Annotated in this window: 22 protein-coding genes; 13 read left to right on the plus strand and 9 right to left on the minus strand. The window is 41.8% G+C overall.

Going from position 1 to position 24,082, the window contains the following annotated elements; translation table 11 throughout:
• Nucleotides 1–8 precede the first annotated feature (8 nt).
• The 3 genes from cobA to SporoP17a_RS06210 are packed head-to-tail and all read left to right on the plus strand — an operon-like array spanning nucleotide 9 to nucleotide 2,159.
• Nucleotides 9–785, plus strand: a complete 777-nt coding sequence (gene cobA, locus SporoP17a_RS06200; RefSeq protein ID WP_083033660.1) for a uroporphyrinogen-III C-methyltransferase — start codon at nucleotides 9–11, stop codon at nucleotides 783–785.
• Nucleotides 782–1,555: a sirohydrochlorin chelatase gene (locus tag SporoP17a_RS06205; RefSeq protein WP_083033662.1), complete on the plus strand. Its 774-nt coding sequence runs from the start codon at nucleotides 782–784 to the stop codon at nucleotides 1,553–1,555. The genes cobA and SporoP17a_RS06205 overlap by 4 nt, the downstream gene beginning before the upstream one ends.
• Nucleotides 1,524–2,159 (plus strand): precorrin-2 dehydrogenase/sirohydrochlorin ferrochelatase family protein, encoded by a 636-nt coding sequence (locus SporoP17a_RS06210; protein ID WP_083033664.1) that lies wholly within the window; start codon nucleotides 1,524–1,526, stop codon nucleotides 2,157–2,159. The genes SporoP17a_RS06205 and SporoP17a_RS06210 overlap by 32 nt, the downstream gene beginning before the upstream one ends.
• Before the next feature lie 62 nt (nucleotides 2,160–2,221).
• Here SporoP17a_RS06210 and SporoP17a_RS06215 read toward each other — a convergent pair whose 3' ends face one another.
• The 7 genes from SporoP17a_RS06215 to efeO form a co-directional block, all read right to left on the minus strand.
• Nucleotides 2,222–2,566: a DUF6568 family protein gene (locus tag SporoP17a_RS06215; protein ID WP_083033666.1), complete on the minus strand. Its 345-nt coding sequence runs from the start codon at nucleotides 2,564–2,566 to the stop codon at nucleotides 2,222–2,224.
• A gap of 169 nt (nucleotides 2,567–2,735) precedes the next feature.
• Entirely contained in the window at nucleotides 2,736–3,347 is a 612-nt protein-coding gene (gene wrbA, locus SporoP17a_RS06220; RefSeq protein ID WP_083033669.1) for an NAD(P)H:quinone oxidoreductase type IV, read from the minus strand.
• A gap of 288 nt (nucleotides 3,348–3,635) precedes the next feature.
• Nucleotides 3,636–5,360 carry an assimilatory sulfite reductase (NADPH) hemoprotein subunit gene (gene cysI / locus SporoP17a_RS06225; RefSeq protein WP_083033672.1) on the minus strand — a complete coding sequence of 575 codons (1,725 nt, stop codon included), beginning with the start codon at nucleotides 5,358–5,360 and terminating at the stop codon, nucleotides 3,636–3,638.
• 19 nt (nucleotides 5,361–5,379) lie between these two features.
• Entirely contained in the window at nucleotides 5,380–7,194 is a 1,815-nt protein-coding gene (locus SporoP17a_RS06230; RefSeq protein WP_083033674.1) for an assimilatory sulfite reductase (NADPH) flavoprotein subunit, read from the minus strand.
• A gap of 242 nt (nucleotides 7,195–7,436) precedes the next feature.
• The gene (locus SporoP17a_RS06235; RefSeq protein ID WP_237262395.1) at nucleotides 7,437–9,185 is read right to left on the minus strand and encodes an FTR1 family iron permease; all 1,749 of its coding nucleotides are present in this window, start codon (nucleotides 9,183–9,185) and stop codon (nucleotides 7,437–7,439) included.
• Entirely contained in the window at nucleotides 9,160–10,437 is a 1,278-nt protein-coding gene (gene efeB / locus SporoP17a_RS06240) for an iron uptake transporter deferrochelatase/peroxidase subunit (RefSeq protein WP_083033677.1), read from the minus strand. Before efeB ends, SporoP17a_RS06235 begins: the two co-directional genes overlap by 26 nt.
• Before the next feature lie 4 nt (nucleotides 10,438–10,441).
• The gene (gene efeO, locus SporoP17a_RS06245) at nucleotides 10,442–11,290 is read right to left on the minus strand and encodes an iron uptake system protein EfeO (RefSeq protein ID WP_083033679.1); all 849 of its coding nucleotides are present in this window, start codon (nucleotides 11,288–11,290) and stop codon (nucleotides 10,442–10,444) included.
• Nucleotides 11,291–11,525: 235 nt separating this feature from the next.
• Between efeO and SporoP17a_RS06250 the strand changes: the two genes are divergently transcribed.
• From SporoP17a_RS06250 to SporoP17a_RS06260, 3 genes are all read left to right on the plus strand, one after another.
• Nucleotides 11,526–12,605, plus strand: coding sequence for a DUF2157 domain-containing protein (locus tag SporoP17a_RS06250; RefSeq protein ID WP_083033682.1), 1,080 nt, complete (start codon nucleotides 11,526–11,528; stop codon nucleotides 12,603–12,605).
• Nucleotides 12,598–13,137, plus strand: a complete 540-nt coding sequence (locus SporoP17a_RS06255) for a GDYXXLXY domain-containing protein (protein WP_083033684.1) — start codon at nucleotides 12,598–12,600, stop codon at nucleotides 13,135–13,137. The genes SporoP17a_RS06250 and SporoP17a_RS06255 overlap by 8 nt, the downstream gene beginning before the upstream one ends.
• 297 nt (nucleotides 13,138–13,434) lie before the next feature.
• Nucleotides 13,435–15,168: an AAA family ATPase gene (locus SporoP17a_RS06260; protein ID WP_083033685.1), complete on the plus strand. Its 1,734-nt coding sequence runs from the start codon at nucleotides 13,435–13,437 to the stop codon at nucleotides 15,166–15,168.
• 72 nt (nucleotides 15,169–15,240) lie between these two features.
• Here the strand turns inward: SporoP17a_RS06260 and SporoP17a_RS06265 are convergent, their stop codons facing one another.
• Complete coding sequence (locus tag SporoP17a_RS06265) at nucleotides 15,241–16,557, minus strand: cytochrome P450 (protein WP_083033687.1); 1,317 nt, start codon at nucleotides 16,555–16,557, stop codon at nucleotides 15,241–15,243.
• Nucleotides 16,558–16,652: 95 nt separating this feature from the next.
• On the opposite strand from SporoP17a_RS06265, the gene SporoP17a_RS06270 reads away from it, so the two are divergent.
• Complete coding sequence (locus SporoP17a_RS06270) at nucleotides 16,653–16,808, plus strand: DUF1540 domain-containing protein (RefSeq protein ID WP_083033688.1); 156 nt, start codon at nucleotides 16,653–16,655, stop codon at nucleotides 16,806–16,808.
• Nucleotides 16,809–16,896: 88 nt separating this feature from the next.
• On the opposite strand, the gene SporoP17a_RS06275 is transcribed toward SporoP17a_RS06270, so the two are convergent.
• On the minus strand, nucleotides 16,897–17,304 hold the full coding sequence (locus SporoP17a_RS06275) for a PaaI family thioesterase (RefSeq protein ID WP_083035923.1): 408 nt from the start codon (nucleotides 17,302–17,304) through the stop codon (nucleotides 16,897–16,899).
• Nucleotides 17,305–17,688: 384 nt separating this feature from the next.
• Here SporoP17a_RS06275 and speD point away from each other — a divergent pair, with 384 nt between their 5' ends.
• The 6 genes from speD to nspC are packed head-to-tail and all read left to right on the plus strand — an operon-like array spanning nucleotide 17,689 to nucleotide 24,042.
• Nucleotides 17,689–18,513 carry an adenosylmethionine decarboxylase gene (gene speD / locus SporoP17a_RS06280; RefSeq protein WP_083033690.1) on the plus strand — a complete coding sequence of 275 codons (825 nt, stop codon included), beginning with the start codon at nucleotides 17,689–17,691 and terminating at the stop codon, nucleotides 18,511–18,513.
• A complete protein-coding gene (locus SporoP17a_RS06285; protein ID WP_156890534.1) occupies nucleotides 18,494–19,978 on the plus strand; it encodes an aminotransferase class I/II-fold pyridoxal phosphate-dependent enzyme in 1,485 nt (494 codons plus the stop codon). Before speD ends, SporoP17a_RS06285 begins: the two co-directional genes overlap by 20 nt.
• Nucleotides 19,978–20,829, plus strand: a complete 852-nt coding sequence (gene speE / locus SporoP17a_RS06290) for a polyamine aminopropyltransferase (RefSeq protein ID WP_083033694.1) — start codon at nucleotides 19,978–19,980, stop codon at nucleotides 20,827–20,829. The genes SporoP17a_RS06285 and speE overlap by 1 nt, the downstream gene beginning before the upstream one ends.
• On the plus strand, nucleotides 20,819–21,703 hold the full coding sequence (speB, locus tag SporoP17a_RS06295; protein ID WP_083033698.1) for an agmatinase: 885 nt from the start codon (nucleotides 20,819–20,821) through the stop codon (nucleotides 21,701–21,703). Before speE ends, speB begins: the two co-directional genes overlap by 11 nt.
• On the plus strand, nucleotides 21,696–22,895 hold the full coding sequence (locus SporoP17a_RS06300) for a saccharopine dehydrogenase family protein (RefSeq protein WP_083033701.1): 1,200 nt from the start codon (nucleotides 21,696–21,698) through the stop codon (nucleotides 22,893–22,895). Before speB ends, SporoP17a_RS06300 begins: the two co-directional genes overlap by 8 nt.
• Before the next feature lie 10 nt (nucleotides 22,896–22,905).
• Nucleotides 22,906–24,042, plus strand: a complete 1,137-nt coding sequence (gene nspC / locus SporoP17a_RS06305) for a carboxynorspermidine decarboxylase (RefSeq protein WP_083033704.1) — start codon at nucleotides 22,906–22,908, stop codon at nucleotides 24,040–24,042.
• Nucleotides 24,043–24,082 lie beyond the last annotated feature (40 nt).

Genomic DNA, 24,082 nt, shown 5'->3' on the forward strand with positions numbered 1-24,082 from the left:
TGAGAGGAATGGGTAAGGTGTGGCTAGTCGGAGCAGGTCCTGGCGATCCTGACTTATTGACCGTAAAAGCAGTGAAAGCAATACAGCAAGCGGATGTAATTCTTTATGACAGACTGATCAATCAAGAAATTTTAGCTTATGCAAAAACAGACGCGGAATTGATTTTTGTAGGCAAGCTTCCAAAGCATCATTTCGTTCAGCAGGATATGATCAATTTCTTATTGGTTAAACATGCCACGCAAGGTAAACAAGTCGTCCGTCTGAAAGGCGGCGATCCATTTATTTTCGGTCGTGGCGGTGAAGAAGCTGCGTTTGTGGTCAAGCATCACATCCCGTTCGAGGTGATTCCTGGAATTACTTCGGGGATCGCAGCTCCTGCTTATGCAGGAATCCCAGTCACTCATCGTGAATACAGTGCATCATTTGCCATCGTCACGGGCCATCGTAAGGAAGGTGCGGACGAGGCTGAGAAATGGCAGGCTCTTGCCAAAGGAATAGATACGCTGGCAATTTACATGGGCATCGGCAATCTTCCCTATATTCAGATGCAATTAATTCAACACGGCAAAGATCCAAACACACCTGTTGCATTTATTCATTGGGGGACAACAGAGACGCAGCGCACAGTTACTGCGACACTTTCCACTATGACGGAAACAGCACGTCTTGAGGAAGTCAAAAACCCTAGCATGATTGTTATTGGGGAAGTGGTCCGCTTGCGTGACGAATTGCGATGGTTCGAGGAATCGAGCAAAGAACGTCGTTTGCACGAGACGATGGTATGAGAGCGATCCTATATATTTGCCACGGCAGCCGCGTAAAAAAAGGACAGCAGGCTGCTTTGGCGTTCATTGAGAAGACGATGGAAACCGATGTGGCCCCTATTCAAGAAGCATGTTTCCTTGAACTCGCTGATCCGTCTATCGCGTTAGGTGTCGCACGCTGTATAGAGCGAGGCGCAACAGAAATTATAGCTATACCTTTTCTGTTATTGCGCGCAGGTCACGCCAACGTGGATATTCCTACTGAGCTAGAGGAAGTCATGATGAATTACCCTAATATTCCTGTTTACTATGGCGATCCAATTGGCGTGGATGAACGTATGGTGGATGTGCTGATTGAACGACTGCGGGATACAACAGAATTTATTCCTAAGAATGCGTCTATTTTATTGATTGGAAGAGGTAGCAGTGATCCTACCACGAAAGAAGACTTTGCAGAGATCAAAAGAATTTTCCAGGAGAAAATGAAGCTTCAACATGTTCATGTCGGTTATCTAGCAGCTTGCGAGCCTTTTTATGAAGAGGAACTTGAACGACTACTAGAACAGCAACCCAAGACTCTGTATGTGTTACCGTATTTGTTATTCACCGGTATTTTGATGAAATCAATTGAACGAACACTAAATAAAACGAAAACAACAACCGCTATTCATCTATGCTCTGAATTAGGCTATGACCCAGTGATTCATGCAATTCTGAATGAAAGGGTCGATGAAGCAGCAGAAAGGAAACGTGTTCTCTATGTTCCCCATCATGCTCGAAAACTTGGATGAATCAAATATATTTTTAGTCGGTGGCGGGCACGTTGCGTATCACAAAGTACTCAACTTACACCGCTTCGGTATTCATCCGACTCTTATCAGCCCTGAATTCCATCCATCTCTTGCAGAACTTGAACAGCAAGGGACGGTTACACTCATCACGAAAGAAGCGGAATGGGAAGATGTTGCGAACGCTTTTCTCACATTACTCGTTACAGACAACGAAGTACTAAATGATCATCTCGCCAAGCAATTAAAGCGTGCGGGTAAACTAGTCGTTCACGCATCCAACCCATCGCTAGGTACCGCGCAGATTCCAGCAGTCACTACCCGCGGTAAACTGATTATCAGCGTATCTACAAGCGGTGCAAGTCCTTCATTGGCCAAGAAGATTCGATCGGAAATAGCTGAAACGTATGATGAACGTTATGAAGACTATCTAGACTTCCTCGCAGATATCCGACAGTATGTAAAGAAATATGTGGCGGATCGTGTGGAACGTCGTAGCTGGCTGAAAGAGGCCATTGAACCAATTTATCTCCATAACATAGAAGAACGTCAAACCTTCCTAGATGAACTTAAACAAACCTTCCCAGTAGAGCAGACTATTAGTTGAACAGACAAAAAAGATCATTAATTCATTGTTGAATTAATGATCTTTTTATAATTTCAATCCTATTACTTATGCATGAAAGATTTGATTTCTTCTTCCGACATCGATGAATCACATTTCACATTTACTGTGTCTCCATTAGTGTAGATGAAACCTGGAACTGTTGGAATGCCATATTCATTACGGAAAGTTGAAACACCTTTCATATCTGCTTGATCTATACTATCTACATAATAGATATGCGTATTCGTCTCTTTAGACACTTTATTTAGTTTTCCAACGAACACTTGGCAATAAGGGCAGACCTCTTTACCTACATAAATTACAGCTTCGCCATCGTCTTTTACTAATTTATCTGCTCTTGCAGAATCAATTTTCTCAAAACCCGCTATGTTCTCTTCATAAGTCATGTATAATCAATCTCCTTTCATTCACTAGTAATAGTATACCGCAATGCTTTAGCACTTAAACAAGTAAATGCTTGCAAGTAGATTTTGTTCACTAGTTTTCAAGTCAGATACAGTGATTAATCAAAAACACAGAAAACCCTGCCTATTTAGACAGAGTTTTTCATGACATTTATTGAATTCCTTTTTTAACCCACTCTGCTACTGTGACTGTACGTTTGGCTTGATGTTTAACAGCAGCCTCCACATCTTCAATCATCTCACCAGTGGGACCGACTGTAACGCTAGTTCCATATGGGTTTCCACCTGCACCAAATACTACTGGATCTGAATATCCAGGTGGTACGATAATCGCACCCCAGTGCATCATGGACGTATATAACGATAGGATGGTTGCTTCTTGACCACCATGTGGGTTTTGAGCTGAAGACATTGCGCTTACCACTTTATTGATTGTCTTACCTTTAGCCCATATACCGCCTTGTGTATCTAGGAATTGTTTCATTTGTGAAGCCATATTACCAAAACGTGTTGGCGTACTGAATATAATAGCATCCGCCCATTCAATATCTTCTGATGTTGCTACTGGAATGTCTTTCGTTGCATTAGCCGTTGCTTTCCATACATCATTATTTTCCACTACTGATTGCGGAGCTAACTCTTTTACTTTTAGAACTTTTACCTCAGCACCTGCTTCTTTCGCACTTGCCTCTGCCCATTTGGCTAATTGATAATTCGTTCCACCCATACTGTAAAAAATTACAGCTACCTTAACATTCGACATCCAAACATCTCCTTCGATTTGATAAATAATTTTTAGTAAAGGTTCACGCTAATACAACCTGCTCTTTTTTACCTTTCCCGGTATTTCTCATATTAATCATCTCCATTCATATAACTTTTATACCTAATCAATTTCCCTTCCAATTAAGATTAGGATGGAATAGTAAGATGGTGATCCCTACAAATATCTAAGTGAACTTCCTAAAACATTCTGCTTGTTCGCTAAATATCCAATGCTTCCATCCAAAAAGGACAGCTAGATTTCACTCTGGCTGTCCTACTTATGCAATTACACCTTATGGAAATTCGTTCCGTCAGTAGTTTCTGCAACAATTCCAGCACGGATCACAAAGTCTCCAAAGTGTTCGCCGTCATTGCGTTCTTTCGCAAAACGTTTCAATATAGGTCCTAACTCATTTAATATCTCATCTTCTCCAATATTCTCACGGTAAATCTTACTTAAGCGTTGCCCCGTAAAACCGCCACCTAAGTACATATTATACTTGCCTGGTCCCTTACCGATAAAACCTAGTTCTGCTATCGCTGGACGTGCACATCCATTCGGACATCCTGTCATACGCGTCACGATTTCTTCATCGCCAAGTCCAGCTTCATCTAGTAAGTCTTCGATTTTTGTGATCAATGAAGGTAAATATCGTTCTGCCTCTGCCATCGCCAAACCACACGTAGGCAGTGCAACACATGCCATGGAGTTTTTACGTAATGCTGACTGTTCGACTGGAGACTCTAAGCCATACTTCGCAATAATTTCTTCTATGTTCTTTTTATTTGAACCCGCTACATCACCCAATACTAAGTTTTGATTTGGACTCAAACGGAAATCACCTGTATGAATCTCGGCAATTTCCCGAAGTGCTGTCATCAATTTATAATTCTCAGTATCGCGCACACGACCATTTTCAATAAAGAATGTATAATTCCAACGATCATTTTCTGCTGGCACCCATCCATAACGATCTCCATTATGATCAAAATGGTAAGGACGTGATTCCTCTAACTCCCAGCCCAGACGGCTATGAAGCTCTTCAATTAACCAATCCAGCCCCCGAGAATCAATCGTATATTTGAATCGTGCATACTTCCGTACAGAACGATTCCCATTATCCCGTTGGATCGTCATTAAATGCTTCGCTACTTCCACGACTTGATCTACCGGCACGAACCCAATTAGGCGACCTAACTGAGGATACGTCTGCTCATCACCATGCGTCATTCCCATCCCGCCACCTACCGCGACGTTGAAGCCGACTAATTTATCGTCTTCTACTATTGCAATTAATCCAACATCTTGAGCGAATACATCAATATCATTCATTGGAGGTACCGCAATTCCAATCTTGAATTTTCTAGGCAAATAGGTCGCACCGTAAATTGGCTCTACTTCTTCACCTGCCGTATCCACAACCTTTTCCTCATCCAACCAAATTTCATGATACGCCGTTGTTTGTGGCAACAAATCCAAACTTAATCGCTTCGACCATTCATATATTTCTGCATGAACCGATGACTGATTTGGATTTGGACTGCACATGACGTTTCGGTTGACGTCACCACACGCTGCGATCGAATCTAGTAACGCGTCATTCATTTCCTGAATATTCTTTTTCATATTCCATTTCAAAATTCCATGCATTTGGAACGCTTGGCGTGTCGTTAACTTTAATGTACCGTTACCATATTTATGTGCTAGTTCATCCAAAACAAGCCATTGTTTTGGTGTAGCTAATCCAGCTGGTGTCCGTACGCGGATCATGAACTGGTAGGCTGGCTCTAGCTTTTGGCGTTGACGCTCTACCCGTAGATCTCGATCATCCTGCAAGTAACTGCCATGAAATTTCATCAGTCGGTTATCATTACCTGGGATTCCTGAACTAATGGAATCATTCATTGTTTCAATCAGACTTCCCCGTAAGTAATCACTTTCAATTTTAATTTCTTCTACATCACTCGGTGCGCCGTCTTGTATATGGATCGGCTTTGTTGTCGAAGACATGCTCCCACTCCCTTTCGAATTAATAGACATCTCTCTGATAGCGTTTTTCTTGAACTAACTGAGTAATGAATTGTTCGGCTTCTTCAAGTGACTTACCACCTTCTTGTTGAAGGATTTCTAGCAAAGTTGCGTGTACGTCTTTTGCCATGTTCTGTTCATCACCACATACATAAATCACTGCACCTTCTTGAATCCATTGGTACAGTTCTTGACTCGCCTGTTTCATACGATGCTGCACATATACTTTTTCATCTGTGTCACGTGAAAAGGCTACGTCGAGACGTGTTAACGCTCCACCTTTCACGTAATTTTGCCATTCAGTCTGGTAATAAAAATCCGTCATATAATGCTGATCTCCAAAAAACAACCAGGACTTTCCTTCCGCTCCCGTTTCACTGCGTTCTTCAATGAATGAACGGAATGGCGCGATCCCTGTTCCTGGCCCTATCATGATAATCGGTGTTTCAGAATTGACAGGTAAACGGAAGTTATCATTTTTATGAATATAGATCGGTAATGTATCCCCTGGCTCGAGGTTTTCTGCACATTGGATCGAGCAAACACCTTGTCTGTCGCGACCATGCGCTTCGTAACGGACAACACCAATTGTCAGATGCACTTCTTCAGGATTTGCTTCTAGACTACTTGCAATTGAATATAATCTCGCTGGCAACTTTCGCAGAATCCCTACTAGTTGCTGTTCTGAAGCTTCTACTGGTCCGAAGTCTGTTAAGGCATCGAGTACATCCCGTCCATCGACATATGCCCGGAGTTCATCCACATGTTCTTTTTCTAGAATTCGTTTCAACTCTTCTGATTTAGAGTAAGTGGATAGTTTTTCAAGCAATGGTTTGGTTACTACAGTAACCTCTAAGTAATTCAGTAAAGCAATTCGTAAAGCACGGCGCTCTCCTTGTGAGTTGATCTCTACCGTCTCTTCTGCGTTCCAACCTCCAAGACTAATAATCTCATCGATTAAGTCGGAATTGTTCGTTGGATAAATTCCCACACTGTCACCCGGTTCATACGTCAATCCTGAGCCTTCTAATGAAATCTCCACATGACGCGTCTCTTTATTAGAACCACGACCATTTAGGTTAATGTTTTTAAGTACTTCCGCATTAAATGGATTCGTGCGTGAATACTGAGTAGCTGACGTGGTTTCAATTTCTACACTAGCTGCAGCCGATTGACCACCCGTTTGGATTTCCAATGAAACTTCTACCGCTGCTAGCCACTGTGCTGCTGGTTCATCATAATCCAAATCACAATCTACACGTGGCGCTAATGGAATAGCACCGAGTTCGGAAAGTTTCTGATCGAAATCAGCGCCGGTTTTACAGAAGAATTCATATGAACTATCGCCCAGTGCCAATACCGAATATTGAAGATGATCCAGTTTCGGAGCACGTTTGCCATGCAAGAATTCAAAGAACGGTAAGGCTGTGTCAGGCGGATCTCCTTCTCCATGCGTACTAACAACAAGCAACAGGTTGTTGATTTTCTTCAAATTATTCGGTTTGAAATCGCTCATGGATTGGATGGTCACATCAAAGGATTGCTCTTTTAACTTGGCTGCTGTTTGCTCAGCGATTCCCTGCCCGTTACCTGTTTGTGAACCATAAAGAACAGTTATTTCTTTAACTGCTGTCTGAACTTCGATAGTAGGACGCTCCAATACAGCGACACCACTCGATGGTACTGAAGTTGAGCTGACAGCTGTTAAGTAACCACTTAGCCAACTTTGCTGTGTTTCTGTGATGCCCGGTAATAAACGATTGAGCAATTCTACTTGTTCTTCACTAAAAGGACTGTTCGATACTTGTAACGCCATATTCATCACCCTCGCAACCTTTTATTGTATTTTATAACGCTTACTAACACAGGATATCTGACTAGACTGAATATTATTTTTAAGATGATTTCATTGTATTATGATTAATCTTATTAGTCAAGTAGGTTTTTAACGTAATAAAGTACATACTAAAAAATCATCCCTCTTGCTAATTCACTTTGATCTCGAACTTCATAACGCCAAAAAAGGATGCCTCGAAATTCAAGGACATCCTTTTGTAATTAATTCGAAAGTTGTGCTTTGGAACGCTTGCCAGCTTTTCGTATCCAAGTAGCCACTAGAATGATGAGTAGTAAACCTAGTTGCGCCATAATCGTTTCATTGGTCGGATAAAAACCAATGAAGTTTATAATCGGCAAGCGAGGTTGCACCGTTGTGTTGATCACGTTTGTTAACTGTAACGTATGCAGACTGACACCAATAATTTTAAACGCCAATACATAAATCAAAATCGTCGCCACTGCGAAAAAACGATGAATTGGAATTCGGTGACTGAGCTTCATAAAGACAACCGCTACGATCGCCAATATGACAACTGCTAGCAATATCCCCATTAAAAATTCTACGGTGGACATCTTCGGTGCAATCCCTGCATAAAAGACGATTGTTTCTGCACCTTCTCTAAATACGGAAAGGAAGCTGACCGAAGCCATAGCGAGTACGCTCCCTTTTGAAATGGCTTGACCCATTTGCTTAGATATATAACGATTCCACGAGGCGACATTGGATTTTTGGTGCATCCAAATACCCACTCCGATCATCAGTGCAGCCGCCACGAGCCCCACATAACCTTCCATCATTTCACGATTATTCCCTATCGTGACGGATTGCAATACTGTGGACATCATAACCGCCACCGCGATACTAAGCGTCAGGCCGGCACCTGCTCCAACGTATACCCATTTACGCATAGCTGGTTGATTGGCATTTGTTAAAAACGATAATAATGCCACAATGATTAACAATGCTTCAAGTCCTTCGCGCAATAAGATCAGCGCAGAGTCCCAAAAGCTGAAATTGTCATTTGTTTGCAGTAAGGAAATTTGTTGTGTAAAGTTTTGTAACTGTCGTTCAGCCTTTTCAAGGTCATAGTCGCTATTCGACAATTGGCCAATCATCAATGGCAATTCATTTTCAAGCTCTGTATAAAGAGAGGCATTTTTCGTACGCACTTCCCCTTCCACATTCGGCCAGATTTGAATGAACTCGCGCAATGAATTCTTCGTTTCATCTAGCTTTCCTTTTTGTAAGGAATCTGAACTTTCATCTAACAGTGCCGTCAATGTGGTCAAAGAATAATCTTCGGTTGCTGTCTCTTTCAACGTCCCACTGACAAACTGATCTACTGTGATCAGTAATTCATCAAACTGAGTACGTAATGCCTCGAGATCAGGTTTCTCCTCCGCCAACGTGATTCTTATGAATGCCATACTCGTTTCAATTGCACCATACGCTGAAATACTTTGCTCCCGCACCGGACGTTCATTGCGTGTCCAGGTGGAAATAAATTGTTGATTTGCTTGTTCGATTTCTTCTAACGAACCCGACTCGATAGCTAGGTCTAATTCCGTGAGAGCTGGCTCCATCAATTGACCAAACTTTTCGCGTTCTGCTCGTTCGTCCACTGGATTTTCCGACTTTTCTAATTCATGTAAGGCTTTAGATAAAGAACTTAATAGCGCACCACGTGTTTCTGAGTCTGCTTGCAATGCTTGTTTTAACGTTTTATCGATTTCTTTTGTGAGCTCTGAGCTCTCTAACTTTTGTCGTTGCCAAATCGTTTCAAATTCTTGTAAAGATGCAACTGCTTCTGCATCATTCGTTTTTTTCGTTTCCATAATGGAATCACTGATGGAAATATAGAGTTCACTATAGTTGGTCTCCGTTTCAGCGAATACTGGACGGATTGGCAGTACTATGACGATGAACATAACCGCAATCCATTTATATAATCGAGAAAAGTGAGTCACCGATAAAGCCTCCCTTTTGAACTCCAGGGAAGCAGGCAAATAATGCGCTGCCACGATGGGTAATATATTCATTTAGTTTATCTTCACGGCCAAAGCTGTTTTGGATTGCGATAAATTGTTTAGGATCTTTTTGGAATGAAATAAACAATAGACCAGCGTCGAATGTACCTGTTGAATCCATAACACCTGAACTATAGGAGAATGAACGTCGGTAAATCTTCTGTTTAGATTTCTTAGCCAAACGCACATGGGAAGCTTCAGGGATCACATATTCACCGTTTGCATCCTTTTCATCTAAGTCTACTTCGTCTACCTCTTTTTCTCTCCCTATCGGCGCTCCCGTATCGCGATGACGGCCAAATGTAGCTTCTTGCTCCTGTAAAGCGGTTCGATCCCACGTTTCCAAGTGCATTTGAACTCGACGGACAGCCATGTACGTACCGTTAGTCATCCAGCCTTTTGATTGACCCGCGTCGATCCAAGCGACTTCATTCATCTCGGCTTCCTTAGATCCATTAGGATTGACTGTACCATCTTTAAATGCAAATAAATTTCTTGGTGTCTCTTTTTTCTTCCCCTTCATCGGATAAGAATTAAAACCTGCCTGTGTCCATTTCAATGATACTTTACCTGAAGCTACACGTACTAAGTTTCGAACTGCATGGAAAGCAACTTGTGGATCATCTGCACAGGATTGAATACAAATATCTCCACCTGTATAAGCAGGATCTAGCTGATCTTTTGGGAAGTGCGGCAAATCTTTCAGTTCAGTAGGTTTTTTTGACGCTAAACCTAAAGACTCTTTCTCAAATAGTGACGGACCGACACCAAGTGTCAGTGTTAAGTTCGATGCGTCCAACCCCACTGCTTCCCCTGTATCTTTTGCTGGGATGAGCATATTGGAAGTCTGACCATCAATCTGTTCACCGTTCATCATGCGTACGGTAATAGGAGTCCACATCTTAAATAGATCCATCAATTCTTGTTGTGAATTCACCAGGACGTTTAATGAAGCAAAGTATACATAACTCTGACATTCAGTCGCGATTCCTGATTGGTGCTTCCCATAGAAATTGATCTTATTTTGCGAGCGTGGGTTATCTTCTTCCTCAACCATTCCGAATACTTTAAAAACACCGCCAAGGCCTGATGCGCCAATCGCCACACCAGCTGCACCTGCTCCTGTATACTTCAGCATTTGACGACGTGAAATTTTCTTATCATAGAATTTTTCTTCAGTTTGGTCCGTCATAGTATCACTCCGTTACGATGCCCATCATACTTAATGGTTCACCTAATTGATTTACCGCTTCTGATAGCGATTTTGTATCTTCTTTTGTTAATTCTACATAGGATATATAGCCACCATTACCATCTTCATATTCAGCGAGAAGACTATTGATCGTTCGGAATTTCGTTTCGAGTTCATCTACTAGTTGCTGATCTTTCGCTGCCATCTTTTCTTTGAGGATTTCATAGATTTTTTCTGCGCCTTCAATATTTGCTTTGAAGTCATAAAGATCGGTATGAGAATAAATTTCTTCTTCGCCAGTAATTTTAGAAGTAGAGACTTCATTCAATAAATCGACTGCTCCTGTGATCATCAAGTCAGGTGATACTTCAACGGTTTCTACACGTGCACGCAGTTCTTTTGCATCCTTAAGTAATTGATCTGCAATCTCTGCGTACCCTACGGTTGTGTTGTCTACCCATAGACCGTACTCAATTTTATGATAGCCAGACCACTCTTCTTCTCCTTGCCCTTCTTCTTGAACATCTGCAAGACGTGCATCGATTCGTGGATCTAAATCTCCAAAGCTTTCTGCAATCGGTTCAGAACGTTCAAAATACATTCTAGCCAGTGGATAGATTTCCTTTGCTTCCTTTATATTTCCCGCTTTAACAGCTGCAACGAATTTCTCTGTGTCCATAACGAATTCATCCATTTGTTCAAGCGCAAACTCTTTATATGCATCTGTTTCAGCAGTTAAGTCTACTTCAACCGTCGCTGCGGGCTCTGTTTCAGTAGATTCTTCAGCTGTCCCACAACCTGATAGTAAAATTCCCGTTGTCAAAGCAAAAGCTGTCACGAGTGTTTTTTTCATATTTTTTCCTACTTCCTACCGTTTAGTTTTACATTATCAATGATAATCGTTCTCAAGAGATTGTCAATAGGGAAATAAAGGATTTATATGTATTTTTCTAGTATTTGTTGTGTTGTAAGAAAATTTACGAGATACTATATTCAACTAGTTAACTTGTATATCTTTCTAATTATTCTGTAACATATAATAAATTGATGCGTCTACTTAGTAACTAGTTTGAAAGGAGGGAATCTGTGTGAAAAGAAAAATCAGTAAGCAACAATTCACTTTCTTGCAACAAGAGTTTTCTTTCTTACAACAGCAAGGCAAAGTAGGAGAAGCGGATGCTAAAGAAATGCTCTCACTATATGAAGCGAAAGGAAGCACTAATTTCGTGAGAGTCTTGCTAGCTTTCGGGGCTATATTAGTGGGGGTCGGAATACTGAGTTTTATCGCAGGTAACTGGGCAGGACTGACGCCATTCTTTAAATTCGGATTAATTATTCTCGGTATGATCTTGGCATACTTTGCAGGATATAAGCTTGAAAGAGAATACGAACGAACATCACGCAGTATGTACTATATCGGGGCTGCCATTTTCGGAGCTGGGATATTCCTGATTGGTCAAAGCTTTCATTTACAACATACGGTGTACACGGACTTCCTATTATGGGGGATCGGGATCTTGCCACTAGCCTATTATCTTAAAGATCAATTGCTTGCTGTATTCGCTAGTGCATTTTTTATTATCTATAGCTTTAGTGCTTTCTCAACTTATGAAATGGGAAGCTTCGATCCTTTTTGGTTGCTTCTATTGATCCCTCTACTATTTTGGATGAATGAAACACGATTCGGAAGAAAGAGTTCGTTGTTCGTCATGAATGTTTTGCTTAGTGCGGCTTTTATCGTCAATACGCTAGAGTTCTTCCATGTGGATGAATGGATATCTGTATTAATTATTTTCATATTAGGCGTGCTTCTTGCACTCGCGCCTTTTAAACACTATCGTACAGAATCTTCTTGGACTGGTTCCGTACTATTTGGCATCACGGGTATTATGCTGACTTTCCCGTTCACATGGAATGATTTACGATTTGAAGATTCTGCACCTTATATCTTCACTGCTATATTCATTATCTTATTGATTTATCTTCTAAAGAAAGACAGCTTGCCAGCTATTCTGATCACATGTGCGTTAATCTATCGCTATTACACGGATATTTCCTATAACTTCATGCCAAAATCATTATTTTTCATCGTAGGCGGGTTGTTGTTAATCGGTTTTGGATTCTGGTTTGAAAAGTCGCGACGAGAGACGGTGAAACGCCATGAATAATAAACGTAATTTATTTCTGGTTGCTTTAATTACCCCCATCATCCTTCTGTTAGCGATGACTTGGAAGCCTTTACACACACTGAATGCAGGTGAAACTATCACACTGGAAACTGTGCCTGTAGATCCGCGCGATATTCTTTACGGTGATTATGTCAGTCTTCAGTTTGCGATTGAAGAATTCTCCAAAGAACTTCTTGATCCTGCGCTCATTAAAGAATTCTCCAAACATCGTACCGGAAAATTGACGGTGTACGCAGTATTAAAACAGGAAGATGGTGATTTATACGGGTTAAAGACCGTTACACATCAGAAACCAAATGATGGGTTGTTTTTAAAAGGAGATATGTATTACTACGGTGAACATACTATCGATGACAATCAGATGTATTATGCAAACTTCCTTCCAGATCGATTCTATGTAGCTGAAAATACGGGTATGCAGTTGGAAGATTTATCACGCCAAGGCCAATTGCTCGCAAAGATAAAAGTTCGTGATGGTTTTGCCGTGCTAGAAAATGTGCAGCCTAAGTAGGTGATTTTATTGAAATAGTGGAAGCCGTTACTGCAAGTCGTGAGTTACAGTAAGTGGAGCGCAGGCATAACTACGGGGTAATCCCCCACGTGCCGAAGCGGATCTAGAATGCGAATACTTACTAACCTCCATACTATACCTCCAGTAAAAAACTACAAATGCAACTTCACTCCTTCATTTTTAGGTACTTTCTCACACCGTCTTGAATTTGTAACTATTTATTTAGTTTACACACTGTTCAATACTCCTATCTTTTTGTATAATTTAAGTAATTCATTAAAGGAGCTGGAGCTGGCCTTGAAGCCTATTTCAAAATTAGCATCAAAGATCTTAGTCGTAGCCCTCTTTGTCACGGCAATCGTTGCAGGTGTCACTTGGAACTATTTACAATCCCCTGGAGGAAAAGAAGTATCCTTTGCTCAGATGGAAAAACTGATTGCTGAACAATCAGGCGCTAATGTCTTACTAAATGAAACAGCCAAAGGAAAATTATCGATTACAGTAGATCACATAACATACAGCACGATGGTGCGTCCACAAAGTACATTAGTCGATGACTTGGTACAAAAATATAATGTGTCCTATCAATATAAACCAGCAAGTTCAGCGGGTGGTTGGATTTTTGGCGGACTCGTATTAGCAGCTCTTCTGACACTTTTTATTCTTCACAAAAAAGGGAAGCTCAATATTGGTGCGTCAGGTATGAAACATCAAGCATCAAAAGCGACTCCGCTTCCTGATATTACAATGGACGATATCGGTGGAATCCCTCAAGAAATGAAAGAAGAGATACTACAGACGTTAGAAGTATTCAAAAATCCTGAAGCAGCGAAAAAAATGGGCATTGCATTGCCTCAAGGTATTTTACTGTATGGACCTCCGGGGACAGGTAAAACGTTATTAGCTCAAGCTATCGCGAAAGAAATAGGAGCTACTTTTTATTCTTCAAGTGGTGCAGCCTTCACCGAATTATTTGTAGGTGTTGGGGCTTCACGTGTGCGTACACTTTTTGAAAATGCCCGTAAGCAACGTCCTGCCGTCATCTTTATTGATGAAGTAGACGCATTGGCTGGAAAACGGAAAGAACACGGTGGAGAAGAATCTGAAAAGACTTTAACTGAATTGCTTGTTCAACTTGATGGTGGAAACGATAATGATGGCATACTATTCATAGCCGCAACGAATCGAAAAGATATGTTGGATGATGCATTCTTGCGTCCAGGACGTATTGACTTTACTTTTAACGTTCAATTGCCAGACACAAAAGGTCGTCGTGAAATTATCGATATCCATACAAACGGCAGAACGCTGGCACCTAATGTAGTCGCGTCTCTAGATACACTTGCAGACAGCACCTCAGGTTTTTCTGGTGCTGAAATTAGTAGTTTGTTTGAGACAGCCAGCCGCCGCGCCATTCGAGAAGGTCGAAAACTTATCGAGAAGCATGATTTGGATTTCGCAATTGACCGGACCATCCTTGGAAATACAGCGCGCACATTAAGCGATCAAGAAACGAAGCGGCGTGTAGCTATTCACGAGTCCGGACACGCCATGATCGCGGCTCTTACAAAGCCGGGCTCCGTTAGAAAAGCAACGATCATTCCAAGAGGTCAAGCACTCGGTTATGTAGCCCCTATTCAAAAAGAACTGCATTTGTCTACAGCCAGCGAATTGCTCGATCAAGTCAGTATGATCTTAGCGGGCGGCATTGCGGAGCGTCTCTATTTAGGTGAGCACAGTATTGGCGTTGGAGGCGACGTGGAACAGGCCAAAGATATTCTTGAGCGTATGGTGAACACTGGATTGTTCCAAGAAGGATTTTCTTTGATCTTCAATAAAGCCGATAGAGAAGAAAAAATGCAAATGCTGTTTAATCAAGCCGCGAAAAAGACAGAAACGCTCATTAAGGAGCACGAGTATCAATTTGAAGAATTGGTCAATGCATTGTATAAAGAAGAAACGCTAGAAGGTGACGAAGTACAGCGCATCGTTGAGTTGCCGACTCCTAAAGAGGCGGCAGTGTGTATCTGATCACTAGTAAAACAGCGACCATCTTTTTGATGGTCGCTGTTTTTATATGACACGGATGATTGTTCACATTGGTCATCCGCGCTTTTCTACCTTCATCGGCCAGCCATCCTTTATCCGTAATGAAATCAACGGTTCTGGAACAGGCGCTTGCAATCGAACATTACGGAATACAAACTTTTTATATAGTACCGCCAAGATGAGAGTCGCTTCGAGCATCGCAAATCTCGAACCGATGCAACTGCGAGATCCGCCACCAAACGGAAAGTAACTAAATGGTGCATACTTATTACCTGCAGCAAACCGATTCGGGTCAAATGAATTCGCATCACGAAACACCTCTTCATTACGATGAATCGCATACGGACAGATCATAAACGTGCTTCCCTTTTTGAAGGATCTTCCAAACATCTCAACAGGTTCCTCAAGTTCCCGATAGATCAACCAGGCCGGAGGGTAAAGCCGCAAGCCTTCTTCAATAATTTGCTGTATATACGGTAATTCTCGCATCCAATTAAATGGATTTCCTACCAATTGTGTGGTTTCCAATTCTTCCATCAGACGTCTCTCTACTTCAGGATGCCTTGCGATTTCAGCAAATAACCAGCCCAATAAGTTTGCTGTCGTTTCATGACCTGCCAACAACATAGTCATCATCTGATCACGAACTTCTTTGTCTGGCAATCTGTTTCCGTTCTCATCTGTCACCGCTCTCATCATGCCAAGCAATGAACCCTCAAACCATTCAGGATGTTCTTTCGCAACAATTAGTACATTGTCAATCATAGCTTCAAGTGTCTGGATCGCTTCTTTATGTTTTAAATTGGCTCTAGTCGGAACTGAAGCGGGAATTATCACGGGACTGAATAAAATTTTGACACTTTGCTCAATCGTTGTCGTGACAGCGTCTGCAAGCTCTTTCTCTTCTGCCGAGACATCTGTTGAGAACATCGTTCGTGTAATGATTGACAATGTTAAACGCATCATTACAGTATGTATATCCACTTCCTGTTCGTGCTCAAGACGTTCGACTAGCTTATTCGTTTCATCGATGATTGCATGAGCGTAGCGCTCCAATGCATTTTTATAGAACGCTGGCTGGATATATTTCTTCTGCGTTGCATGGCGCTCACCTTCCGTCGTTAGTAAACCTTCTCCTACGGTTCTCTGCAACACAGTCGTTGTCCGGCCTTTGATAAATGACTGGTCTTGACGAATCAAGATTTCTCGAATAGCTTCGGGGCTGTTGACCACAAACGTCGGGGATATGCCTGTCTTCAATGAAATCACATCGCCAAGCGGCTGAACCCGCGTAAAAAACGCTATAGGATCACGCACAAATTCCAAGTAATTCTGTAAACGTGGAGTTGCAATATCTTGTACAATAACCATGAACTCTCCTCCAAAGTTGTCATAATGTACTACTTCCCTGTCTCCAGTATGTATGCAGTGTTTCTGGATATGCTAGTGAAAAGGAGGTGGGTCAATTGGCTAAAGACGTATTATGTGAAGTAACGAACTGTCATTTTTGGGAAGCAGGTAATCAGTGTGGAGCAGACGAAATCAAAGTGATTACACGAAAAGGTAGAAAAGCAAAAGACTCAGCCGAAACAGATTGTGGTACGTTCATTCCAAAAGGATAATTCACTGAGCAGCAGCCAGGCATTTATGCTTGGCTGCTGTTTAATTATTAGGCTAGACACTTATGTATCATTCCCCAGTTATTAACAGTTATTTCAACTTGAATGTAGCAGTACAGTGAGCAACTAATTCATCTTTCTCGTTGAATAATGTCCCTTCGACCAAAGCTGTAGATCGTGTTCTATTGATGACAGCAGCTTTTGAATAGACAGATTCCTGAACGACTGGCTTTAGAAATTGCGTTGCCATTTGTATCGTCATAACATCATTTGCACCCATTGAACGGCAGAGCATTCCCATCGTCGTATCGAGAACGGACATATACATACCACCGTGAATGGTTCCGCGTACATTATCATAGTCTTGACGATAAGGTAAAAATAATTCCACATTGCCCGCTTCTAATTTTTGTGTTTGTAGACCTGCAAATTTCCAAAAAGGACTTGTCTCGAAATCTTGTCGAACTTGTTCCAAGTATTCCACTGTCGTATCGTTCATTTCATTACCTCCTAATGATGTAGTGATTGTTTTATATACCATATCGTAAAGATGTTCTGACGACAATTCAAAGCTTTTTGCCATCCGCAATAAAATTCCTGTTTTCTAATACTTTTCAGTGAAAAGTATATATTTTTTATTCTTTTTCCTTTATAATGAAATCAATTTCATAAGTTTTTTAATTTAGGAAGAGTACCTGTGAGCATCATGCCAATCCAATCACCTGTTATGTAATGGAATAGAGACACTCTCTATTCTTATATCAACAAGCGAAACAGAGTAAAGGTCCCTCTCCAATCTGTCATGTTGGTATTATTTCATGTGGATTGGAGAGGGACTTTTTTATGCGTACAAGACCTTACACATTTTAGATAGAAAGGATGGATGTTACGGTTGGAAAATAAGCTGAAGCTCTACGGCTTTAACAACCTCACCAAAACTCTTAGCTTCAACATTTACGATGTAAGCTATGCAAAAAGTAGAAGAGAGCAAAGTGAGTATATCGCCTATATAGATGAGCAATACAATTCGGAACGTTTAAGGAAAATTCTCTACGATGTCACTGACATGATTGGGGCTCATGTATTGAATGTCAGTAAACAAGACTACGATCCGCAAGGTGCCAGTGTAACCTTGATGATTTCAGAGGAGAAATTCCCTGCATCACAAATTGACCCTTCTTGCAATCAAGGCGCGATTCCTATCATGCCCGATAAAGACTCCGTCGTCAGTCATTTAGACAAAAGCCACGTGACCGTCCATACGTATCCCGAGTATCATCCCGATAACTCCATTGCCACATTTCGTGTAGATATAGACGTGTCGACGTGTGGAGAGATTTCTCCATTGAACGCCCTCGACTACCTGATTGGAAGCTTTGATTCGGATATCATTACCGCAGATTATCGCGTACGTGGATTTACACGTTCAGTCGACGGAAAAAAACTCTTTATGGATCATGCGATCACATCAATCCAAGACTTCATTGACCAAAAAACATTGCAAATGTATGATGCGATCGATGTGAACGTTTACCAATCAAATATCTTCCATACGAAATTACTCATTAAAGAGATTGATTTGCAAGATTACTTATTCAACAAAGACGTTTCAGAAATACCGCCGAAAGAACGCCTTCTAATCTCTCATAATCTCCGCAAAGAGATGATTGAAATCTACAGCGGTTCCAATGTCTATGAAAGTGAGTGAGAAGAGACCATTGAAATTACCACAACATCGCGTTCCAATTATGGAAGCATTGCAGCAATACCAAGAAGCACGTGTCGTTCCCTTTGATGTTCCAGGACACAAACATGGCCGTGGCAATAAAGAACTTGCAGATTTCCTCGGAGAGACTTGCTTGCATCATGACGTGAATTCCATGAAACCTCTCGATAATTTATGTCACCCTGTCTCTGTCATACATGAAGCAGAAGAGTTGGCGGCGGATGCGTTTGGCGCGAAGCACGCCTTCTTGCTCGTAAACGGGACGACCTCTGCCGTACAAGCTATGGTCATGACCGCTTGCAAAGCAGGAGATAAGATTATCATGCCACGAAACGTTCACCGTAGCGCCATTAACGCCTTGATCTTAAGTGGAGCTATTCCTATCTACGTGAATCCTGGAGTACAAGAAGACCTTGGCATTCCACTCGGCATGGCAGTAGATGAAGTAAAGAAAGCAATCGTGGATCACCCTGATGCCAAAGCAATTCTTATTAATAATCCAACTTATTACGGTATCTGCTCGAATCTGCAAGCCATTACTGATCTAGCACACGCACACGGTATGCTCGTGTTAGTGGATGAAGCACATGGCACACATTTTTATTTTAATGACAAATTGCCTGCTTCCGCGATGTCCGTCGGTGCGGATATGGCATCCATTAGTATGCATAAATCAGGTGGATCTTTAACACAAAGTTCATTTTTATTAATTAATAATGAGGTAAGTGAAGGCTATACGCGACAAGTTATTAACCTGACGCAGACTACGAGCGGATCTTATCTATTGATGTCGTCATTGGATATTTCACGTAAAAATCTCGCATTATACGGTCAGGAAATCTTCGATAAAGTGATTAAAATGGCGCAATATACTCGCGATGAAGTCAATCAGATCGGTGGCTATTATGCTTATTCCAAAGAGTTGATCAACGGCGATACAGTCTTTGATTTTGATGAGTCCAAACTGTCGATTCACACACGCCAAATGGGATTGGCCGGCATTGAAGTGTATGATATTTTACGTGATGAATACGATATCCAAATCGAGTTCGGAGACGTAGCGAATATCCTCGCCTATATTTCAGTCGGAGACCGCACGTTGGATCTTGAACGATTGGTTGCGGCACTAGCGGAAATCAATCGTCGTTATAAAAAAGATCCTAGTTCTTTATTCGACCATGAATATATCAATCCCGAAATTGTTCAGTCTCCTCAACAGGCATTTTACGCGGATAAGGAGATAGTATTGCTAGCTGAATCTGCTGGACGAGTCGCAAGTGAATTCGTCATGTGCTATCCACCTGGCATCCCTATTGTGGCACCTGGAGAACGAATCACAAATGAAATAATTGAATATATCGACTACTGCAAAGACAAAGGTTGTTTCCTAACTGGTACCGAAGATTCGAACGTGAATTATATTAACGTAGTAAAGGAGGACGTTTGATGAACCTATGGTTTACTGAAGATCATTCACCTCATACCCGCTTTTCCTTTCGCGTTGAAGAACATTTATATACTGCGACGAGTGAATTCCAGAAAATCGATGTCTTTCAAACGACAGAGTTCGGTAGAATTTTGGCATTAGATGGCTATGTCATGGTGACGGAGAAAGACGAATTCATTTATCACGATATGATTGTTCACGTGCCAATGGCCACCAATCCTTGCATCCAGAAGGTATTGGTTATCGGTGCAGGTGATGGTGGCACTGTACGCGAATTGACGCGCTACCCTTCGATCAAACAAATCGATATGGTGGAGATTGATGAGCAGGTTGTGAAAGTATGCCAAAAGTTTTTACCGCAAACCGCAGCCCAACTGACGGATCCGCGCGTTACACTCTACTTTGAGGACGGTCTGAAATTCGTCCGTCAGCAAGAGAATGCCTATGATTTGATTATTGTTGACTCCACCGATCCATTCGGGCCGGGTGAAGGTCTCTTTACGAAAGAATTTTATGGCAATTGCTATAAAGCTTTGAACGAACAAGGCATTCTTGTGAACCAGCATGAAAGTCCCTTCTACGCTGAAGACGCGCGCGGTATGCAGCGAGCACATAAAAGTATTATGGGGTTCTTCCCCGTTTCTAAAGTCTATCAAGCACATATTCCAACCTATCCATCGGGGCACTGGCTGTTCGGATTGGCTTCTAAGAAATATGACCCGATAGAAGATTTGGATGCCGATGCTTGGAATGCACTTGGTTTACAAACAAAATACTATAATACAAAACTGCATGTCGGCTCGTTCGCCTTGCCGAATTATGTTAAGGAGTTACTGATTCATGCTAAATAAAAATATAGAAACATTTTTAGGTTTCGATGCAGAATACGAGAATTCTTCATTCGTAATTTTCGGTGCTCCTTTCGATTCCACAACCTCTTTTCGTCCTGGCACGCGCTTTGCTAGTAAAGTGATGCGCAGTGAATCATTCGGTCTCGAGACATACAGTCCTTATCAAGAAGCCGATTTAACGGATTACTCATTATTCGACGGAGGCGATCTGGAACTGAGTTTTGGTAATACGGAGCGTGCGCTGGAGCAAATTGAAGAGTTCACTTCACTTGTTCTGAAAGACGGAAAAATCCCTTGCATGATTGGCGGCGAACATTTAGTGACCCTGGGCGCTGTACGTGCTGTTGCGAAAAAGTATCCAGACCTGCATGTTCTTCAATTCGATGCACATACCGATTTGCGCGAAGATTATTTGGATCAGCATCTGTCCCACGCCACCGTCATACGCAGAATTTGGGACTTGCTCGGCGATAATAAAATCTTTCAATACGGCATTCGTTCCGGTGATCGTCCTGAATTTGAATGGGCGGCTCAGCAGCATGTGTTCATGAATAAATTTAATTTTGATGGTCTTGAAGATACGGTTGAAAAACTACAAGGTAAACCCGTCTACTTGACGATTGATCTTGATGTACTGGATCCTTCCGTATTCCCTGGAACCGGTACACCGGAAGCGGGTGGCGTGAGCTTTATTGAATTGCTAAAAGCGATTTTGACAGTCAGCGGTTTGAATATCGTTGCCTGTGATATTAATGAGCTGTCCCCTGTCTATGATCAAAGCGGCGTATCGACCGCCGTTGCCTGTAAAGTGTTGCGTGAATTAACAATTGCAATAAATAAAAATAACGAAAATGGTGGTGTCTTTAATGAGTAAAGCATTAATTATTGGAGCAGGCGGCGTAGCAAGTGTCGTCGCGCATAAGTGTTGTGAGGTACCAGATGTATTTGAAGAAATCTGTATCGCAAGTCGTACAAAGTCTAAATGTGATGCATTGAAAGAAAAGCTGGATGGCGGACGCACTAAAATCCAAACTGCACAAGTTGACGCGGATAACGTGCCCGAACTCGTTGCGTTAATCAATGAATTCAAACCGGACATCGTCATTAATGTCGCATTGCCTTATCAGGATTTGACAATCATGGATGCATGTCTCGAAACGAAAGTAGACTATCTGGATACTGCCAACTACGAGCCGCTTGATACAGCGAAATTCGAATATAAATGGCAGTGGGCTTATAAAGAAAAGTTTGAAGAAGCAGGTATTACAGCATTGCTCGGTAGCGGTTTCGACCCTGGCGTAACGGGTGTGTTCTCCGCTTACGCATTGAAGCATTACTTCGATGAAATCCATACGATTGATATCGTTGATGCGAACGCAGGCGACCATGGCTATCCATTTGCCACTAACTTTAACCCAGAAATAAACATCCGTGAAATCACAGCAAACGGACGCTACTACGAAAACGGAGAGTTCATCGAAACAGAGCCTCTTGAAGTGAAACGCGTCTATGACTTGCCTGAAATCGGACCGAAAGATGTCTACTTGCTATACCATGAGGAACTTGAATCTTTAGCGAAAAATATTACCGGTGTAAATAAAATCCGTTTCTGGATGACGTTCTCCGAAAAGTATTTAATGCATCTACGTGTACTTGAAAATGTGGGTATGACGTCCATCGAACCGATTGAATTCGAAGGTCAACAAATCGTTCCGCTACAATTCCTAAAAGCTGTACTACCGGACCCCGCTTCTCTTGGACCGCGTACGAAAGGAAAAACGAATATCGGTTGTATCTACCAAGGTACGAAAGACGGCGAGCCCAAAACGTATTACGTTTACAATATTTGTGATCACCAGGAGTGCTATCGTGAAGTAGGATCACAAGCTATTTCCTATACAACAGGTGTACCGGCTATGATCGGTGCGATGATGATGTTAACAGGCAAGTGGAAAAAGCCAGGCGTCTTCAATATTGAAGAGTTCGATCCAGATCCATTCATGGATGCGCTGAATGAGTATGGTTTACCTTGGCACGAAGACTTCAATCCTACTTTGATAGACTGAGGAGAATAGTATGAACTTTGATGTACAAGCAGTCCCTTCACCTAGTTATGTTGTTGATGAAAAATTGCTAATTGCTAACTTAGAAAAACTGAAATTCGTTATCGATCAAACAGGATGCAAGATCCTACTTGCACAAAAAGGATTTTCGATGTTTGAAGTCTACCCGTTAATTGGACAGTATTTACATGGTGTTACTTCAAGTGGTCTATTTGAAGCGCGTCTAGGCTTTGAAGAGATGAGGAAAGAAGTACACACCTATGCACCTGCTTTCCACGAAGACGAGTTTGAGGAAATCCTTCACTACTCTGATCATTTGGTATTCAATTCATTTGCGCAATGGAAGCAGTTCAAGAGTCGAGTCCAGGAGCAGGAAAAATCCATTGAATGCGGGATTCGGATCAATCCAGAGTACTCAGAGATTGAAACTGACATATACAACCCTTGCTTTTCGTACTCACGGTTTGGTGTCACATTAGAAAACTTTGAAGCAGACCAGCTGGACGGTATCAGTGGCCTGCACTTCCATACGATGTGTGAACAGAACTCCGATACATTATGGCGCACGATCCAAATTATTGATGAAGAGTTTGGTCCCTATTTACAGAAGATGAAATGGATCAATTTCGGCGGTGGTCATCATATTACACGTCCTGACTATGATATCGATACCTTAATCCGCTCTATTCGATTTATGCAGGATAAGTATCAACTTGATGTGTACCTGGAGCCAGGCGAAGCGGTTGCACTAAACACCGGCTTCCTCGTTGCCACTGCGCTCGACACAATGCATAATGGCATGCCAATTGCCATTCTTGATACATCGGCTTCTTGCCATATGCCAGACGTTCTGGAGATGCCTTATCGTCCTGAAATTGTCGGAGCAGGCTTATCAGGTGAAAAAGCCCATACTTATCGGTTAGGCGGGCCAACCTGTCTTGCGGGTGATGTCATTGGTGATTATTCATTTGATCAGCCATTAAAACCTGGCGACCGTCTAGTGTTTTGTGACATGGCGCATTATTCGATGGTGAAGAACAATACATTTAACGGAGTCAATCTGCCGTCTATCGTCCTCCATACTGCGAATAATGAGCTCAACATTGTAAAACAATTTGGTTATGAAGATTTTAAGCAACGCCTATCATGATAAAAAACCGATTCGCTATTTTTAAGCGAATCGGTTTTTT

The organism is Sporosarcina ureae (genome assembly GCF_002082015.1).
Taxonomy (GTDB): Bacteria; Bacillota; Bacilli; order Bacillales_A; family Planococcaceae; genus Sporosarcina; species Sporosarcina ureae_A.

Bases quoted from the DNA above. Each gene is read 5' to 3' on its own strand.
- cobA (WP_083033660.1), top strand. From the start codon at position 9: ATGGGTAAGGTGTGGCTAGTCGGAGCAGGTCCTGGCGATCCTGACTTA.
- SporoP17a_RS06205 (WP_083033662.1), top strand. From the start codon at position 782: ATGAGAGCGATCCTATATATTTGCCACGGCAGCCGCGTAAAAAAAGGA.
- SporoP17a_RS06210 (WP_083033664.1), top strand. From the start codon at position 1,524: ATGTTCCCCATCATGCTCGAAAACTTGGATGAATCAAATATATTTTTA.
- SporoP17a_RS06215 (WP_083033666.1), bottom strand. From the start codon at position 2,566: ATGACTTATGAAGAGAACATAGCGGGTTTTGAGAAAATTGATTCTGCA.
- wrbA (WP_083033669.1), bottom strand. From the start codon at position 3,347: ATGTCGAATGTTAAGGTAGCTGTAATTTTTTACAGTATGGGTGGAACG.
- cysI (WP_083033672.1), bottom strand. From the start codon at position 5,360: ATGTCTTCGACAACAAAGCCGATCCATATACAAGACGGCGCACCGAGT.
- SporoP17a_RS06230 (WP_083033674.1), bottom strand. From the start codon at position 7,194: ATGGCGTTACAAGTATCGAACAGTCCTTTTAGTGAAGAACAAGTAGAA.
- efeB (WP_083033677.1), bottom strand. From the start codon at position 10,437: ATGACGGACCAAACTGAAGAAAAATTCTATGATAAGAAAATTTCACGT.
- efeO (WP_083033679.1), bottom strand. From the start codon at position 11,290: ATGAAAAAAACACTCGTGACAGCTTTTGCTTTGACAACGGGAATTTTA.
- SporoP17a_RS06255 (WP_083033684.1), top strand. From the start codon at position 12,598: ATGAATAATAAACGTAATTTATTTCTGGTTGCTTTAATTACCCCCATC.
- SporoP17a_RS06265 (WP_083033687.1), bottom strand. From the start codon at position 16,557: ATGGTTATTGTACAAGATATTGCAACTCCACGTTTACAGAATTACTTG.
- SporoP17a_RS06275 (WP_083035923.1), bottom strand. From the start codon at position 17,304: ATGAACGATACGACAGTGGAATACTTGGAACAAGTTCGACAAGATTTC.
- speD (WP_083033690.1), top strand. From the start codon at position 17,689: ATGTTACGGTTGGAAAATAAGCTGAAGCTCTACGGCTTTAACAACCTC.
- SporoP17a_RS06285 (WP_156890534.1), top strand. From the start codon at position 18,494: ATGTCTATGAAAGTGAGTGAGAAGAGACCATTGAAATTACCACAACAT.
- speE (WP_083033694.1), top strand. From the start codon at position 19,978: ATGAACCTATGGTTTACTGAAGATCATTCACCTCATACCCGCTTTTCC.
- speB (WP_083033698.1), top strand. From the start codon at position 20,819: ATGCTAAATAAAAATATAGAAACATTTTTAGGTTTCGATGCAGAATAC.
- SporoP17a_RS06300 (WP_083033701.1), top strand. From the start codon at position 21,696: ATGAGTAAAGCATTAATTATTGGAGCAGGCGGCGTAGCAAGTGTCGTC.
- nspC (WP_083033704.1), top strand. From the start codon at position 22,906: ATGAACTTTGATGTACAAGCAGTCCCTTCACCTAGTTATGTTGTTGAT.